Annotated in this window: 15 protein-coding genes and 1 other RNA gene; all 16 read right to left on the minus strand. The window is 61.0% G+C overall.

Features of this window, described 5'->3' with window-relative positions; genetic code table 11:
- Positions 1–74: 74 nt before the first annotated feature.
- Complete coding sequence (ftsA, locus tag HU754_RS24735; RefSeq protein WP_007916987.1) at positions 75–1334, minus strand: cell division protein FtsA; 1260 nt, start codon at positions 1332–1334, stop codon at positions 75–77.
- A gap of 15 nt (positions 1335–1349) precedes the next feature.
- Positions 1350–2216 carry a cell division protein FtsQ/DivIB gene (locus HU754_RS24740; protein WP_053123632.1) on the minus strand — a complete coding sequence of 289 codons (867 nt, stop codon included), beginning with the start codon at positions 2214–2216 and terminating at the stop codon, positions 1350–1352.
- A 4-nt stretch (positions 2217–2220) separates the two neighbouring features.
- Positions 2221–3180 carry a D-alanine--D-alanine ligase gene (locus HU754_RS24745; protein WP_186624754.1) on the minus strand — a complete coding sequence of 320 codons (960 nt, stop codon included), beginning with the start codon at positions 3178–3180 and terminating at the stop codon, positions 2221–2223.
- Positions 3177–4637, minus strand: a complete 1461-nt coding sequence (gene murC, locus HU754_RS24750) for a UDP-N-acetylmuramate--L-alanine ligase (protein WP_186624755.1) — start codon at positions 4635–4637, stop codon at positions 3177–3179. Before murC ends, HU754_RS24745 begins: the two co-directional genes overlap by 4 nt.
- Positions 4630–5700, minus strand: a complete 1071-nt coding sequence (gene murG / locus HU754_RS24755) for an undecaprenyldiphospho-muramoylpentapeptide beta-N-acetylglucosaminyltransferase (RefSeq protein WP_064392864.1) — start codon at positions 5698–5700, stop codon at positions 4630–4632. Before murG ends, murC begins: the two co-directional genes overlap by 8 nt.
- Complete coding sequence (ftsW, locus tag HU754_RS24760) at positions 5690–6907, minus strand: putative lipid II flippase FtsW (protein ID WP_007916996.1); 1218 nt, start codon at positions 6905–6907, stop codon at positions 5690–5692. The genes murG and ftsW overlap by 11 nt, the downstream gene beginning before the upstream one ends.
- Positions 6904–8250: a UDP-N-acetylmuramoyl-L-alanine--D-glutamate ligase gene (gene murD, locus HU754_RS24765; RefSeq protein ID WP_186624756.1), complete on the minus strand. Its 1347-nt coding sequence runs from the start codon at positions 8248–8250 to the stop codon at positions 6904–6906. Before murD ends, ftsW begins: the two co-directional genes overlap by 4 nt.
- A gap of 5 nt (positions 8251–8255) precedes the next feature.
- Entirely contained in the window at positions 8256–9338 is a 1083-nt protein-coding gene (mraY, locus tag HU754_RS24770) for a phospho-N-acetylmuramoyl-pentapeptide-transferase (protein WP_007917000.1), read from the minus strand.
- On the minus strand, positions 9338–10705 hold the full coding sequence (locus HU754_RS24775; protein ID WP_186624757.1) for a UDP-N-acetylmuramoyl-tripeptide--D-alanyl-D-alanine ligase: 1368 nt from the start codon (positions 10703–10705) through the stop codon (positions 9338–9340). Before HU754_RS24775 ends, mraY begins: the two co-directional genes overlap by 1 nt.
- On the minus strand, positions 10698–12161 hold the full coding sequence (locus tag HU754_RS24780; protein WP_186624758.1) for a UDP-N-acetylmuramoyl-L-alanyl-D-glutamate--2,6-diaminopimelate ligase: 1464 nt from the start codon (positions 12159–12161) through the stop codon (positions 10698–10700). The genes HU754_RS24775 and HU754_RS24780 overlap by 8 nt, the downstream gene beginning before the upstream one ends.
- Positions 12161–13900 (minus strand): peptidoglycan D,D-transpeptidase FtsI family protein, encoded by a 1740-nt coding sequence (locus HU754_RS24785; protein ID WP_186624777.1) that lies wholly within the window; start codon positions 13898–13900, stop codon positions 12161–12163. Before HU754_RS24785 ends, HU754_RS24780 begins: the two co-directional genes overlap by 1 nt.
- A complete protein-coding gene (ftsL, locus tag HU754_RS24790) occupies positions 13900–14193 on the minus strand; it encodes a cell division protein FtsL (RefSeq protein WP_007917008.1) in 294 nt (97 codons plus the stop codon). The genes HU754_RS24785 and ftsL overlap by 1 nt, the downstream gene beginning before the upstream one ends.
- A complete protein-coding gene (gene rsmH / locus HU754_RS24795; protein WP_371748248.1) occupies positions 14190–15137 on the minus strand; it encodes a 16S rRNA (cytosine(1402)-N(4))-methyltransferase RsmH in 948 nt (315 codons plus the stop codon). Before rsmH ends, ftsL begins: the two co-directional genes overlap by 4 nt.
- Positions 15134–15589 (minus strand): division/cell wall cluster transcriptional repressor MraZ, encoded by a 456-nt coding sequence (gene mraZ, locus HU754_RS24800; protein ID WP_007917012.1) that lies wholly within the window; start codon positions 15587–15589, stop codon positions 15134–15136. Before mraZ ends, rsmH begins: the two co-directional genes overlap by 4 nt.
- 402 nt (positions 15590–15991) lie before the next feature.
- An RNA gene (gene rnpB / locus HU754_RS24805) (RNase P RNA component class A) lies at positions 15992–16345 on the minus strand.
- Between the two features lie 73 nt (positions 16346–16418).
- Positions 16419–17324 carry a 16S rRNA (cytidine(1402)-2'-O)-methyltransferase gene (gene rsmI, locus HU754_RS24810; RefSeq protein ID WP_093430688.1) on the minus strand — a complete coding sequence of 302 codons (906 nt, stop codon included), beginning with the start codon at positions 17322–17324 and terminating at the stop codon, positions 16419–16421.
- Between the last annotated feature and the right edge of the window lie 32 nt (positions 17325–17356).

The raw sequence follows: 17356 nt of genomic DNA on the forward strand, positions 1-17356 counted from the left end.
TTCCCTCTCCTTACATTCTCTAGTTTTTTCGCCTACTGCTGTTTGTTGCGGTGTTGCGGTGTTGCGGTAAAGCTTTAGAAGTTGCCTTGAACCCACTTCTTCAATCGGTCCAGCAACGGCGCCTGTGGCTCTTCGTTGCTGTAGCTGTCGCGGCTGCCGATGCCAGAGAACGAAACCCCGTCGGACTGTTTTTGCAGGCCGTACATCAACAAGCCAACGCCAGTGGAATAAATCGGGTTGCGCACCACGTCATCCAGGCCCTTCACGCCATGCGGCACACCAAGGCGCACCGGCATGTGGAAGATTTCTTCGGCCAGTTCAGTGGCGCCTTCCATTTTCGAAGTGCCACCGGTCAGCACGATGCCGGCCGGAATCAGGTCTTCGTAGCCGCTGCGACGCAGCTCGGCCTGAATCAGCGTGAACAGCTCGTCGTAACGCGGCTCGACCACTTCGGCCAGGGCCTGACGCGACAGTTCGCGTGGTGGACGGTCGCCAACGCTCGGCACCTTGATGGTTTCACCGGCACCGGCCAGTTTGGCCAGGGCGCAGGCGTAGCGGATCTTGATTTCTTCGGCGTACTGGGTCGGGGTGCGCAACGCCATGGCGATGTCGTTGGTCACCTGATCACCGGCAATCGGGATCACCGCCGTGTGGCGGATCGCGCCTTCGGTGAAGATCGCGATGTCGGTGGTGCCGCCGCCGATGTCGACCAGGCACACGCCCAGTTCTTTCTCGTCATCGGTCAGGACCGAGTAGGCCGAGGCCAGTTGCTCGAGAATGATGTCGTCGATTTCCAGACCGCAGCGACGCACGCATTTTTCGATGTTCTGTGCGGCGTTGACGGCGCAGGTGACTACGTGAACCTTGGCTTCCAGACGTACGCCGGACATGCCCAGAGGCTCACGAACGCCTTCCTGGTTATCGATCACGTAATCCTGCGGCAGGGTGTGCAGCACACGCTGGTCAGCCGGGATCGCCACGGCCTGAGCGGCGTCAAGCACGCGCTCAAGGTCGGCCGAGCTGACTTCACGATCGCGGATCGCGACGATGCCGTGGGAGTTCAGGCTGCGGATGTGATTGCCCGCCACACCGACGAACGCCGAGTGAATGCGGCAGCCCGCCATCAGTTGGGCTTCTTCGATCGCGCGCTGGATCGATTGCACGGTGGACTCGATGTTGACCACCACGCCCTTCTTCAGGCCACGGGACGGATGGGTACCGATCCCGACGATTTCCAGCGAGCCGTCGTCGGAAACCTCGCCGACCAGCGCCACCACCTTGGAGGTGCCGATATCGAGACCGACGATCATTTTGCCGCTTTGCACGTTTGCCATGGGTCCTGCCTCTTCTTAATTCTTCGCGACAGCGGGTTGGGCTGTCGTCGGCGCTACAGGTTCCCGCCAGCCAACAGCGAGGCCGTTGGCGTAGCGCAGATCGATGCGCGCAATGTTCGTAATCTGGTCTTTAAGCGTCTTGTCATAGATGGCGATAAAGCGGCGCATCTTTTCCACCAGGTTGCCGCGTCCCAGCAACAACTCGATGCCGGGGCCGGAACTGCCGGCACCGGTGGTCAGAAACCAACTCCCGCGTTCACGCAGTTCCAGGCGCGCAATCGAGAAGCCCAACGGCCGCAGCATCTGGCTCAGCACCTGATACTGCTGCATCACTTGCTGCTGGGCCCGTTGTGGACCGAACAGCTGTGGCAGATGTTCGTAGTTCGCCAGTTCCTTGGGCGTAAACGCCTGGCCCTGGTTGTTCAGCAACGACTCATCACCCCAACGCGCCACCGGCAGTTGCTCTTCGAGGCGGATCACCACCTGGTCCGGCCACACCCGACGTACTTCGGCGTGGGCGATCCACGGCATCTGCTCAAGCTCGGTACGCATACCGGCCAGGTCGATGGTGAAGAAGCTCGACGCCACGTACGGGGCGATCCGCTGCTGCACCGCTTGCTGGCTGATGTAGCTCAGGTCGCCTTGCACGGCGATCTTGGTGATCGGCCGGTCGGCGTACGGCAGCAAACGCGTTGCACCTTCGTAAGTACCAAAGCCCAGCACCACCAGCAGCACTGGCCAGAACAGACTTTTCAGAAAGCCGAAATTGGCTTTCGGCAGGCGCGCGGACATCGGCTCTTTCGCCACCATGCGGCTGGCACCCCGTGGCACCGGCTTGCGGCCGGGTGCGGGAGGCTGATGTCGGAGCTGAGCGCCTTGCATCGTCTTAACCTCGAGCGTCTTCAACACTGGCGGCCAGAATGGCCAGAACCAGTTGCTGGAAATCCAGGCCGGCCGCACGGGCTGCCATCGGTACCAGACTGTGATCGGTCATGCCCGGAGCGGTGTTCACTTCCAGGAACCAGAACTGCCCGTCGGCGTCCTGCATCACGTCCGCCCTGCCCCAACCGGCAATACCCAGCGCCTCACAGGCCTTGGCCGTGAGATCCATGAGTTCCTGTTCCTTGGCGGCATCCAGCCCGCACGGAATGCGGTACTGGGTATCGTTGGCGATGTACTTGGCGTCGTAGTCGTAGAACGTGTGCGGTGTACCCAGGGCAATCGGAGGCAACACCTGGTCACGCAGGGTGGCGATGGTGAACTCCGGACCTTGAATCCATTGCTCAACCAAGACTTGCGAATCGTAGGTACTGGCCGCTTTCCATGCGTCGATCAGCTCGGACGCAGAACTCACTTTGGCCATCCCGATACTTGAACCTTCATGCGCCGGTTTGACGATCAAAGGGAAGCCCAGTTCCGTCGCTGCCGAAATACAATCGGCTTCGCTGCACAACACGGAGTGACGCGGCGTCGGAATCCCGAGGCTTTGCCAGACCTGCTTGGTGCGCAGTTTGTCCATCGCCAGTGCCGAAGCGAGAATGCCGCTGCCGGTGTACGGAATGCCCGCTACTTCAAGCAGACCCTGCATGGAGCCGTCTTCACCGCCACGGCCGTGAAGAATGATGAAGGCGCGGTCGATCTTTTCGCTAAGCAGCCGTTGCAGAATGTCTTCGCCAACGTCGATGCCGAACGCGTCCACGCCAGCGCTTTGCAGCGCGTCGAGTACGGCGTTACCGGATTTCAGCGACACCTCACGCTCGGCACTCAGGCCACCGAAGAGCACGGCGACACGGCCGAAGTCTTTCGGCGCGATAGTGGAAAACAGCTTGGCGTAGGCAGCAGTCATTTCAACTTCCCCTCGACCGGCGCCGCCACGGCGCCAGCGAACAATTCACTTTTCAACAGCTTCGGCGCGAGACCGCCGATATCACCGGCGCCCTGGCACAGCAGGATGTCGCCGGCACGCAGCAGCGGCTTGACCAGCGGCGCCAGGTCGACGCCACGCTCGATGTAGATCGGGTCGAGCTGACCGCGCTGGCGGATGCTGTTGCACAGCTTGCGGCTGTCGGCACCCGGGATCGGCTCTTCGCCGGCCGGATAGACTTCCATCAGCAGCAGGACGTTGGCGTCGGCCAGTACATTGACGAAATCGTCGTACAGGTCGCGGGTGCGGCTATAACGGTGCGGCTGGTAGACCATCACCAGACGGCGCTCCGGCCAGCCACCGCGCACGGCTTTGATCACTGCGGCGACTTCGGTCGGGTGGTGACCGTAATCGTCGACCAGCATCACGTTGCCTCCGTCCACTGGCAGTTCGCCGTAAACCTGGAAGCGTCGACCAACGCCCTGGAAGCCCGACAGGCCCTGGACGATGGCTTCATCGCTGACGCCTTCGTCGGTGGCAATACAGATGGTTGCCAGCGAGTTGAGTACGTTGTGGTTGCCGGGCATGTTCACCGACACGTCCAGCGGCTCGCGATCCGGGCGCAGCACGGTGAAGAAGGTCTGCATGCCTTGCTGGCGAATATTGATCGCGCGCACGTCAGCGTCTTCGCTGAAGCCGTAGGTCACGGTCGGACGTTTCACCAGCGGCAGGATTTCACGCACTACCGGATCGTCCAGGCACATCACTGCCAAACCGTAGAACGGCAGGTTGTGCAGGAACTCGACGAAGGTTTTCTTCAGTTTGTTGAAGTCACCGTCGTAGGTCGCCATGTGGTCGGCGTCGATGTTGGTGACCACGGCCACCAGCGGTTGCAGGTGCAGGAAACTTGCATCGCTTTCATCGGCTTCGGCGATCAGGTAACGGCTGGTGCCGAGCTGGGCATTGGTGCCCGCCGCGTTCAGACGGCCACCGATGACGAACGTCGGGTCCAGACCACCGGCGGCGAACACCGAAGCGATCAGGCTGGTGGTGGTGGTTTTGCCGTGCGTACCGGCAACGGCGATGCCGTGGCGATAGCGCATCAGCTCGGCGAGCATCTCGGCACGCGGCACCACCGGAATACGACGCTCAAGCGCGTTCGCCACTTCCGGATTAGAGGTGTTCACAGCGCTCGACACCACCAGCACGTCGGCGGCAGCGGCGTTCTCGGCACGGTGACCAATGAAGATGTGCGCGCCGAACGATTCCAGACGCTCGGTCACCGGCGACGCTTTCAGGTCGGAACCGGAGACTTCATAGCCCAGGTTCAACAACACTTCGGCGATGCCGCACATGCCCACGCCGCCGATGCCGACGAAGTGGATGCGACGGATGCGGCGCATTTCCGGTTGTGGCATGGCTTTCTGATTCTCAACCATGGGCCACCTCCAGACAGGTATCGACCACGCTACGGGTGGCATCGGGTTTCGCCAGACGGCGGGCCGCTTGGGCCATATCTTCGAGTCGTTGCGGTTGCATCAAGACCTCTGTCAGGCGCGCGGCAAGGTCCGCGGCACCAGTCGTTCTTTGTGGCATCAGGAAGGCAGCGCCTTCGCGGGCCAAATAATCGGCGTTGCGAGTCTGGTGATCGTCGATCGCGTGGGGCAAAGGCACCAGCATCGAGGGCAGACCGGCGGCAGCCAGCTCACTGATGGTCAACGCGCCTGCGCGGCACACCACCAAGTCAGCCCAGCCATAGGCCTGGGCCATGTCTTTGATGAACGGCTGCACCTGCGCATCCACGCCGGCGGCGCGGTAGCGCTCTGCAGTCACTTCATCGTGGTTTTTGCCGGCCTGATGAAACACTTCCGGGCGCAAATCGGCAGCGACTTGGGCCAGGGCTTCAGGCAGCAATTTGTTCAACGGTTCTGCGCCCAGGCTTCCGCCAAGGATCAGCAAACGCGCTTTGCGGCCGGCCAGAGCAGGTCGCGACGTGTCGAGGAACAGCTCGCTGCGCACCGGGTTTCCGGTGGTACGGCGGGTGTCCGACAGAGTAAAGGTGTCGGGGAATGCTTCACACACCCGGGCGGCGAACGGCACCAGCAACCGATTGGCGGTGCCGGCCACAGCGTTCTGCTCGTGAACGATCACCGGCACACCGGCCAGTTTCGCGGCAAGACCACCGGGGCCAGTCACATAACCACCGAAGCCGACCACACACACCGGCTTCAAGCGACGAATGATTGCCCGCGCCTGCCATACCGATTTCAGCAGCATGAACGGCGCCTTGAGCAGCGACAGCTTGCCCTTACCGCGCAGGCCGGTGGCGTTGATGCGGTGCAGTTCCAGCCCTGCGGCCGGCACCAGTTCATTCTCGATCCCGCGTGGCGTGCCGAGCCAGTGCACGGTGTAGCCGCGCGCCTGAAACTCGCGGGCACAGGCCAGCGCCGGGAACACGTGGCCGCCGGTGCCGCCGGCCATGATCAATACGTTAGCGCCCATGATTCGGCTCCTCGGCGAAGTCGCTCTCATGGAATTCCATCTCTTCACTGCCCAGATGGGTTCGACTCTCCCACTCGATCCTCAGCAACAAGCCGAGACAGGCACAGCAGATCACCAACGAACTGCCGCCGTAACTGAGGAACGGCAAGGTCAGACCCTTGGTTGGCAGCAGGCCGACGTTCACACCGATGTTGATCAGGAACTGACCAATCCACAGGAACGACAGACCGTAAGCCACATAAGCGGCAAAGAACTGCTTGGCTTTCTCGGCCCACAAGCCGATGTACATGCCACGAATACACACGAACACGAACAGCGCCACGGTGCACAGCGAACCCACCGCGCCGAGTTCTTCGGCCAATACCGAGAACACGAAGTCGGTGTGCGCTTCCGGCAGGTAGAACTGTTTCTGCACGCTGTTGCCCAGACCGACGCCGAGCCATTCGCCACGACCGAACGCGATCAAGGCTTGCGACAACTGATAGCCGGCTCCGAACTGGTCGGCCCACGGGTCAGCGAAGTTGGTCAGACGCGCCATACGATACGGCTGCATTTGAATCAGCAAGACCACCGCTCCGACCGCCAACACCACCATCAGCGAGAAACGGAACAGTCCGACCCCGCCGAGGAACAGCATGGCCGCCGCAGCACCCATCATTACTACGGTGGCACCGAAGTCCGGCTCCATCAGCAACAGGCCGGCCATCGGCAGCAGCACGATGAACGGCTTGAAGAAGCCCATCCAGCTCTCGCGCACTTCCTTCTGACGCCGCACCAGATAACCGGCGAGGTAGATCACCACGAACACTTTGGCGATCTCGGACGGCTGCACGTTGAAGAAGCTGAAACCGATCCAGCGCATCGAACCGTTCACTTCGCGACCGATGCCGGGAATGATCACCATCACCAGCAAACCGAACGCACCGATCAGCATCAACCAGCCAAGACGTTGCCAGGTGGCAATCGGAATCATCATGGTGACGATGCACGCGCCCAGGCCCAGCACCACATAAATAAGGTGGCGGATCATGTAATACAGTGGGCTGCCGGACTGTGCGGCCGCCACTTCGGTGGACGCCGAGGCAATCATGATCAGGCCGAGGCCGAGCAGCGCCAGACAACCGGCGAGCATCGGGAAGTCGAGGTCGATCCCGCGCCCGGTGATGATCGGTGACGGATACGGTTTGATGATATTGCGCAGGCTCATGCCAATTCCTCCACAGCGCGGACGAACTGGTGACCACGGTCTTCGTAATTCTTGAACATGTCGAAACTGGCGCAGGCCGGCGACAGCAGCACCACATCACCCGGTTGGGCAGCGGCGCGGCATTGCGCAACGGCGTCGACCAGCGAGGTCGCGCGAATCAGCGGCACGGCATCACCGATGGCATCGCCGATCTTGTCGGAGTCACGGCCCATCAGGATCACGGCGCGGCAGTTGGCCGCGACCGGATCACGCAGATCGTTGAATTCGGCACCCTTGCCATCGCCACCGGCGATCAGGATGACCTTGCCGTCGATGTCCGCACCGAGGCCTTCGATGGCGGCCAGTGCGGCACCAACGTTGGTCGCTTTGGAGTCGTTGTAATACGCCACGCCGTCGAGATCGCGGACCCACTGGCAGCGATGTTCGAGGCCGGCGAACGTGCGCAAGGCCGAGAGCATGGCGTCGAACGGCAGGCCCACGGCATGACCGAGCGCCAGCGCCGCGAGGGCATTGGACTGGTTGTGCGCGCCACGAATCTTCAGCTCACGCACCGGCATCAGGTTCTGGAATTCGAAGGCCAGATACTTCTCGCCGTCTTCTTCGCGGATACCGAAGGCCTTGAAATCCGGTTTGGTCAGGCCGAAGGTCCAGCATGGTTGACCCTCGCCCATCAACGGACGGCTCAGCGCATCCTGACGGTTGACCACGAACTGCTTGGCGCCACGGAAGATCCGGTGCTTGGCCAAGTGGTACGCCGGCAGACCGCTGTAGCGATCCATGTGGTCTTCGCTGATGTTCAGCACGGTGGCCACTTCGGCGTTGAGCTGGTCGGTGGTTTCCAGCTGGAAGCTCGACAGTTCCATGACGTACAGCTCGACGTCGTCGCTGAGCAGATCCAGCGCCGGAGTGCCAAGGTTACCGCCGACGGCAACGCGCTTGCCGGCCGCAGCCGCCATCTCGCCGACCAGAGTGGTCACGGTGCTTTTCGCGTTGGAACCGCTGATGGCCACGATCGGCGCCTGCGCGTTACGCGCGAACAGCTCGATGTCGCCGGACAGTTTCACGCCACGGGCCGCAGCGGCTTGCAGGGCCGGGGTCGCCAGCGCCAGGCCGGGGCTCACGTAGAGCTCGTCGGCACGGCAGAGGAATTCGACGTCCAGCTCGCCACAACGCACTTCCACGTGCGGATAGTCACGCTTGAGCGTGGCCAGTTCCGGTGGATTTTCCCGCGTGTCCGCCACGGCAAACGACGTGCCCCGGCTCGCCAGGAAGCGAACCAGGGACATGCCGCTCTTGCCGAGGCCGACAACGATGCGGAAGTGGTCAGAAGCGATCAGAGACACTCGTTCTACCTCAGCTTCAGGGTGGCAAGGCCGATCAGCACGAGAATCACGGTGATGATCCAGAAACGGACGATCACGCGCGGCTCGGGCCAGCCCTTGAGTTCAAAATGGTGATGGATCGGTGCCATGCGGAACACACGGCGACCGGTCAGCTTAAAGGACGCAACCTGAATAACGACTGACAGGGTTTCCATCACGAACACACCGCCCATGATGAACAGGACGATTTCCTGACGGACGATCACCGCGATGGTGCCCAGTGCCGCGCCGAGTGCCAGGGCACCGACGTCGCCCATGAACACTTGCGCCGGATAGGTGTTAAACCAGAGGAAGCCCAGACCGGCACCGATCAGCGCGCCGCAGAACACGATCAACTCGCCCGCGCCCGGCACGTAAGGAATCAGCAGGTACTCAGCGAATTTCACGTTACCCGACAGGTAGCAGAAGATGCCGAGGCCACCGCCGACCATCACGGTTGGCATGATCGCCAGACCGTCGAGACCGTCAGTCAGGTTGACCGCGTTGCTCGAGCCAACGATCACGAAATAAGTCAGCACGATGAAACCAAGGCCCAGCGGAATGCTGTAGTCCTTGAGCATCGGCAGGATCAGCGTGGTTTCCACCGGGGTGGAGGCGGTCATATAAAGGAAGATCGCCGCGCCGAGGCCGAACACCGACTGCCAGAAATACTTCCAGCGGCTCGGCAAGCCACGGGAGTTCTTCTCGATGACCTTGCGGTAATCGTCGACCCAACCGATGGCGCCGAACAGCAGAGTCACCAGCAAAACAGTCCAGACGTAACGGTTGCTCAGGTCAGCCCAGAGCAGTGTGCTGACACCAATCGAAGACAGAATCAGTGCGCCGCCCATGGTCGGGGTGCCCGACTTGGACAGGTGCGATTGCGGACCGTCGTTACGCACGGATTGACCGATCTGACGGTTCTGCAGGGTGCGGATCATCCACGGGCCATAGCACAGCGACAAAACCAGCGCGGTCAGCACACCGAGGATCCCGCGCAGGGTCAGGTACTGAAAGACCGCGAAGCCTTTGTAGAACTGTTGCAGATACTCCGCTAGCAGCAGCAGCATTAATGTTTCTCCAGACTGGACCCGCACAGAGCCGCAACGATGTTTTCCATCGCCGCACTGCGCGAACCCTTGATCAAAATGGTGGTGTTTGTGTCCTGCTCGGCGTCGAGGGCCTGAATCAGTTCGGCTTGGCTGCCGAAGTGATACGCCTGTTCACCGAAAGCGTTTACGGCGTGAACCATGTTTGGCCCAACGGCATAAAGCGCGGAAACCTTGCCCCGGGCGTACTCGCCCACGTCGCGGTGCCCCTGCTCCGCCCAATCGCCCAACTCGCCGATATCTCCGAGCACCAGGACGGTGCGGCCGGAAAAGCCGGCGAGTATATCAACGGCCGCGCACATAGAGGTGGGGTTTGCGTTGTAAGTGTCATCGATCACGCGCATACCGTTTTTCGCCAATTGCGCGACGGTGCGACCCTTGACCGGTTGCACGGCGCCAAGCCCGGTGGCGATGCCGAACAGCGACACGCCCAAGGCGTACGCGGCAGCGGCGGCAGCCATGGAATTGGCGACGTTATGGGTGCCGAGCAGGTTCAGTTGAACCTGCTCGACACCTTCAGGTGTGTGCAGATTGAAAGCCGGGCAACCACGAGCATCGGTGCTCAAGTCACTGGCGTAGAAATCCGCCTGAGTGTTGCTCAGGGCGAAGGTCAGTACTTTGCGCGCGCCCGCACGGGTCTTCCAGATGCCGAAGGCTTTGTCATCGAGGTTGAGCACGGCGATGCCGTCAGCTGCCAGACCGTCGATGATTTCGCCTTTGGCTTCGACGATTTTTTCCGGGCCGCCAAACTCACCGACGTGCGCGGTGCCAGCATTGTTGAGGATCGCCACGTGCGGCTTGGTCAGGCCAACGGTGTAAGCGATTTCGCCGAGGCGCGAGGCACCCAGTTCGATCACCGCCGAGGTGTGCTCCGGGGCCAGTTCGAGCAGGGTCAGCGGCGCGCCGAGATCGTTGTTCAGATTGCCACGGGTCGCCAGCACCGGACCGCGCGTGCGCAGGATGCTCGCGAGCATTTCCTTGACCGTGGTCTTGCCGCTGGAGCCGGTGATCGCTGCGACTGGCTGAGTGAATGCGGCACGGTTCAGCGCGCCCAACTGGCCGAGGGCCTGACGGGTGTCTTTGACCAGCAGTTGCGGCAGCGTACTGTCGGCAACTTCACGTTCGACCAGTGCAGCGACGGCGCCTTTGGCGGCGACATCGTTCAAGTAGTCATGACCGTCGAAACGCGGGCCGGTCAACGCAATAAACAGTTGACCCGGCTGGATCGCACGGCTATCGATGCTGACGCCGTCGAAACTGGCATCGGCGGCGATCAAACGTGCGTCGAGCGCGTTGGTCAGTTCGCTGAGTTTCAGGGCCTTAAGCATGGGCCACCTCCCACGCGGTCAGGGCGTGATCAGCCTCGACCAGATCGGAGAAAGCGTGACGCTCGCCGTTGATTTCCTGATAGTCCTCATGACCTTTACCGGCCAGAACAATCACGTCATCAGCCGAGGCGCCGGCAATCAGTTGCGCAATCGCCTGGCCCCGGCCGGCGACGAAGGTGACTTTATCCACAGCCGTGAAGCCGGCACGGATGTCGTCGAAAATCACTGCAGGGTCTTCAGTGCGCGGGTTGTCGTCGGTGACCAGTACCTGATCGGCCAGACGCTCGACCACTTCGGCCATCAACGGACGCTTGCCGCGATCACGGTCGCCGCCGCAGCCGAACAGGCACAGCAGTTGACCTTTGACGTGCGGGCGCAGCGCACTCAGGACTTTTTCCAGCGCGTCCGGGGTGTGCGCGTAATCGACCACCACCAACGGCTGAGTGCCACCACCAAGACGCTGCATGCGCCCGGCCGGGCCTTCGAGTTTCGGCAGTACTTTGAGAATTTCGTCGAGCGCGTAATCCAGACCGAGCAAGGCACCGACGGCTGCCAGTACGTTGCTCAGGTTGAAACGACCGAGCAAGGTGCTGCGCAGATGATGTTCGCCCTGCGGCGTAACCAGCGTGGCGCGCACGCCGTGGTCGTCGAACTGTGCTTCGCGGCAGAACAGGTAAGCGCTGCTGTCGAGCAGGCTGTAGGTGATCAAGCGCGATTCACGTTTTTCCGCGGCCAGTTGCCGGCCGAAATCGTCGTCGAGGTTGACCACGCGGCACTTCAGATCATTCCAGGCGAACAGCTTGGCCTTGGCCTCGGCGTACGCTTCCATGGTGCCGTGATAGTCCAGATGATCGCGGGACAGGTTGGTCATCACCGCCACGTCGAACGCCAGCGCCGTCACGCGGCCCTGATCCAGACCGTGGGACGACACTTCCATGGCCACGGCTTTGGCGCCGGCCTTTTTCAGGTCGCCCAGGGTCGCTTGCACGGCGATCGGATTCGGCGTGGTGTGCAGACCGCTTTGCAGTGCGCCATAGAAGCCGGAACCCAAGGTCCCGACGATGCCGCAATGCTGGCCGAGCAGATCCAGCGCCTGCGCAACCAATTGAGTCACGCTGGTCTTGCCGTTGGTACCGGTCACGCCAATCAGGTTCAGGTGATGACTTGGCTCACCGTAAAAACGCCCGGCGATGTCCGACAGTTGCGCGGCCAGGCCTTTGACCGGAATCAGCGGCACGTCAGTGATCGGCAGCACGGTGGCGCCTTCCACTTCATAGGCCACAGCGGCAGCGCCGCGCGCCAGAGCATCGGCAATGTGTGCACGGCCATCGAATTTGCCGCCGGGCACGGCGAGGAACAAATCGCCCGCGCGTACGTTGCGGCTGTCCAGCGCCAATTCACGGATCAACAGATCGTGGCCGGCGTGGGGGAATATCTTGTTCAGACTTAATGACATCAGCCGCGCCCTCCATTGGCTTTCAGCGGTATGACCGGGGTGGCGTTGGCCTGCTGTGTGGTCGGCAAGTTGTCCGGCGTTACGTTCATCAGACGCAGGGTGCCGGACATCACACGGCTGAACACCGGCGCGGAAACCAGACCACCGAAGTAACCGGCCTTGCTTGGCTCATCGATCACGACAACGATGGCGTAACGCGGATCGCTCATCGGGCCGAAACCGGCAAACAGCGAGCGATAAGAGTTTTCCGCGTAGCCCTTGGTACCCACCGAGGTCTTACGCGCAGTACCCGACTTACCCGCCACGTGATACGCCGGCACCTGCGCACGGAACACGCCGCGCGGCGCTTCGATCACCTGGGTGAGCATGCCTTGCATGGTTTTCGCGACGGCTTCCGGCAGCACCTGTGTGGTCTGCGGCGGCTTGTCGGTTTTGATCAGCGTCAGCGGTGCGAGGCGACCATTGTTGGCCAATGCCGAGAACGCGTGAACCAGCTGGATCGCGGTCACGGAAATACCGTAGCCGTAGGACAGGGTCGCAGTTTCAGCCTTGCGCCAATCGCGGTAGTTCGGCAGGTTGCCGACACGTTCGCCCGGGAAGCCAAGGCCGGTGTCCTGGCCGAGGCCGACTTTCTGCGCGAGGCGGAAAATCGTTTCGCCGCCGATATCGAACGCGACCTTACTCATGCCGACGTTACTGGAATTGATCAGGATACCGGTCAAGTCGAGCACCGGACCTTCGCTCTTGGAAACGTCCTTGATCGTGTATTTGCCGATCTGCAGGGAGCCCGGATACACCTCGACGGTGTCGCTCGGTTTCCACCGGCCGGTTTCGATTGCAGCGGCCATCGAGATGGCTTTCATGGTCGAACCCGGTTCGAACACGTCGATCATCGCGCGGTTACGCATCATTGCCGGTTGCAGATTGCGGCGGTTGTTCGGGTTGTAGGTCGGCTGGTTGACCATGGCGAGAATCTCGCCGGTCTTGACGTCCATGATCACCAGACTGCCGGCCTTGGCGCCGTTCTCGATGATCGCGTTACGCAGTTCGCGGTTGGCCAGATATTGCAGACGCAGGTCAATGGACAACGCCAAGGGCTTGCCGGCCTTGGCGTTTTTGGTGACCTGAACATCCTTGATCAGCCGACCGCGCCGATCCTTGATGACTTGTCGTTTGCCCGGCACCCCGGCGAGCCATTCGTCATAAGCCAGCTCGACACCTTCACGACCGTGGTCATCGATGTCGGTAAAACCGACCATGTGCGCGGTGACTTCACCGGCCGGGTAGAACCGGCGGAATTCTTCGATGCCGTAGACGCCAGGGACCTTCAGATCGAGCACAGCCTGGCCTTGCTCGGGGGTCAGCCCGCGCACCAGATAAATGAATTCTTTGTTGGCCTGGGCTTCGAGTCGTTCGGTCAGGGCTTTCGGATCCTGACCCAGCGCGGCAGCAAGTGCCGGCCACTTCTCTTTGGCCGTTTGCATTTCCTTGGCGTTGGCCCACAGCGTGGTCACTGGGGTACTTACGGCCAAAGGCTCGCCGTTACGGTCGGTGATCAGACCACGGTGAGCCGGAATCGGAATATGACGCAGGCTGCGCGCATCGCCCTGACCTTTGAGGAAGTCACGGTCAACCACTTGCAAGTCGATGATGCGCCAGCAGATCGCCGCGACCATCACGCCGAGCAGCGCCACCATCAGGCGGAAGCGCCATGGGAACAGTGCGCCTTCGAGTTTCATCATGGCGCCACCATCTTCACGTCAGCCGCGCCCGGAATGTGCATTTTCAGTTGTTCGGTGGCCAGCACTTCGATGCGGCTGTGCGCGGTCCAGGTGCTCTGCTCGAGAATCAGACGGCCCCACTCGGCCTGCGCCTTGTCGCGCACGCTGAGTTCGTTATAAAGGGTGTTGAGCAACTGCCGGTTCCAGTGCGCGCTGTACGACACGGCGATGGCCGAGACGAGCACGCCGATAAACAGCAGCAGCATCAGAAAGCTGCCGCCGGGCAGTGGCTTGGCGAAAAGCTTGCTCACCGCAGCTTCTCCGCGACGCGCATGACGGCGCTACGGGAACGTGGGTTGGCTTTGAGTTCGGCGTCGGAGGCCGTCTGCGCTTTGCCATGGACTTTGATTTTCGGTTCGAACGCGACATGGCGCACCGGCAGGTTGCGCGGCAGGTTGTCGGCTTCGCCTTTCACCAGTTTGCGCATGAACAGTTTGACGATACGGTCTTCCAGCGAGTGAAAGCTGATCACCACCAGGCGGCCGCCGATTTCCAGCGCGTCCAGCGCGGCTTCGAGGCCGGCTTCCAGATCACCCAGTTCGTTGTTGACGTGAATACGCAAACCCTGGAATGCACGGGTGGCCGGGTTCTTGCCCTTTTCCCATGCCGGGTTGGCGACTTTCAATACTTCGGCCAGATCGGCAGTGCGCTCGAACGGCTTGATATCGCGACGCTCGGCGACGGCGCGGGCCATACGACCGGAGAAACGTTCTTCGCCGTATTCCTTGAACACCCGGGCGATTTCCTCAGCCGGCGCGGTGTTGACGAATTCGGCAGCGCTGATGCCACGGGACGGGTCCATGCGCATGTCGAGCGGGCCGTCGTTGAGGAAACTGAAGCCGCGCTCAGCGTCGTCGAGCTGCGGCGAAGACACGCCGAGGTCAAGCAGAATGCCGCTGACCTTGCCGGCCAGACCTTGCTCGGCAACCACCGAACCCAGTTCGGCAAAGCTGCGCTGCACAACGACAAAGCGGCCGTCTTCGGCCGCTAGCGTTTGCCCGGTGGCAATCGCTTGTGGATCTTTGTCGAATCCGATGAGCCGGCCGTCCGTGCCGAGCTGGCTGAGGATCAACCGGCTGTGTCCGCCGCGCCCGAACGTGCCGTCCAGATAGCAGCCATCAGGACGTACGGCGAGAGCCTCGACGGCTTCGTCAAGCAGTACGGTGATGTGGTTAAAGCCGCTATCAATAGTCACAGGATCAAATCACGCAGTTCATCAGGCATCGCGCCCGGTTGTTGAATAGCAGCAAGGTCAGCGGCAGATACCGCATTCCATGCATCCTCGTCCCACAATTGGAACTTGTTCAGTTGGCCTACCAGCATCGCGCGCTTATCGAGCTTGGCGTATTCGCGCAGACGCGGTGGAACCAGAAAACGACCACTGCCATCGAGTTCAAGGTCGACGGCATTACCAATCAGCAAACGTTGCAGGCGACGGTTCTCTTCGCGAAGCGAAGGAAGCGCGCGCAACTTGGTTTCAATAATTTCCCACTCGTCGAGCGGATAGACACACAAACACGGATCAACGGCATCAATGGTCACAATCAATTGGCCAGAACTACGCGAATCGAGCTCGTCACGGTACCGGCTCGGCATGGCGAGACGGCCCTTTGCATCGAGACTGATAGCGTTAGCTCCGCGAAACACGTCTGCGTTTCTCCAATTTTTATCGTTTTGAGCTCAAAAAACCCACTTCATGCCACTTTCCGCCACTTGCGCACACTATAGGAATGCGCCCACCACACCGTCAAGGCGCGGATTAAAGGAAAACCCTTACAGAACGGAGATTTAGGAGCATAAAAGGAGGTGCAACGAGAATCTGACGGATACTTTTGACCAATAACTTGATGCAGCACTGAAAGCTGCGCTCGAAAGTTAAAGTAATTTGTTAAGAGTAAGATTTTTTCGGTATTACAAAAGCGCTTCTGCTGTTGATTGAAGCAAGGTGGGAAATGGCTATTACTGCGTTTGCCGCTGCCGGACTTTCAGAGCAGGCCTGCTGATATTACACAGCCCTGTTGCCAATGATTCAAGCAGGGAAAGAAAAAGGTGGAGAGTCGATCTGTAAGCCGGGTTCTGTCTTGAACAGTCATTCGTCTACGATGGCCATCACTGGACATCTTTAGCAACCTACCCGGTCCCAGCGCGGGCCACGCCTTGGGACCCTATTTGGTCTTGCTCCAAGTGGGGTTTACCTAGCCACGAACTGTTGCCAGACGTGCGGTGCGCTCTTACCGCACCTTTTCACCCTTACCGGCGCTTGAGCGCTTAGGCGGTTATTTTCTGTGGCACTTTCCGTAGGCTCACGCCTCCCAGGCATTACCTGGCACTTCGCCCTATGGAGCCCGGACTTTCCTCCCCCCCCTAATTTTCATAGAGGGCAGCGACTGTCCGATCGACTCTCCGCCGCGAAGGTTAACGGCAGAGCGCCCGAAGAACAAGCGCTAAAAGCCTCAAGACCGCTATGGGTGACGGCCTACACGCCTTTCTGTTTCTCCAGCGCGACCTGATACAGCACGTTTTTGCGCTCGCCAGTGATTTGTGCTGCCAACGCGGCGGCACGCTTGAGCGGCATCTCTTCGAGCAACAGATCAAGAATACGCATCGCCTCGCTGCTGACGGCATCCTCGGACTCCGGTGCCGTCCAGCCCGCCACCAGCACTACGCATTCGCCACGCTGCTGATTGCTGTCGGATTCGACGAACGCGCGCAACTCGGCCAATGGCAGACCTTTGAGCGTTTCGAAGGTCTTGGTGATCTCGCGGGCGAGCAATGCCTGGCGCTCACCGCCAAACACGGCTTCCATATCCTGCAGACATTCAAGAATGCGGTGCGGGGCCTCGTAGAAAATCAACGTACGCGGCTCTTCTTTAACCGCTTCCAGTCGCGCCTTGCGTCCGACCGATTTGGCCGGCAGAAAACCTTCGAAGATGAAACGGTCAGACGGCAGACCGGCCGCCGACAGCGCGGCAATAAGCGCACAGGCACCCGGCACTGGCACGACATTGATCCCGGCCGCGCGGGCCTGACGCACCAAGTGATACCCCGGATCGGAAATCAGCGGCGTCCCCGCATCGGAAATCAACGCGACGTTATCACCCGCCAGCAAGCGGGTAATAAAACGGCTACCTTCATCTCGTTCATTGTGTTCGTGACACGCGGCCAGCGGCGTGCCGATCCCGAAGTGTTGCATCAGGCGCGCCGAGTGACGGGTGTCTTCGGCAGCGATCAATGCCACTTCGCGGAGGATCTTCAGGGCCCGGGCGCTGATGTCGTCCAGGTTGCCGATGGGCGTCGCCACCACATAAAGCGAGCCAGCAGCGGAATTCAGGGAACCTGGAGCAGTCAAAGCGCACACCTCGTGATCGGTAAAAGCGGCCATTGTAGCGCGACACGAGGCTTGCGACGCGCTTC

Source organism: Pseudomonas zeae, from assembly GCF_014268485.2.
GTDB lineage: Bacteria > Pseudomonadota > Gammaproteobacteria > Pseudomonadales > Pseudomonadaceae > Aquipseudomonas > Aquipseudomonas neuropathica.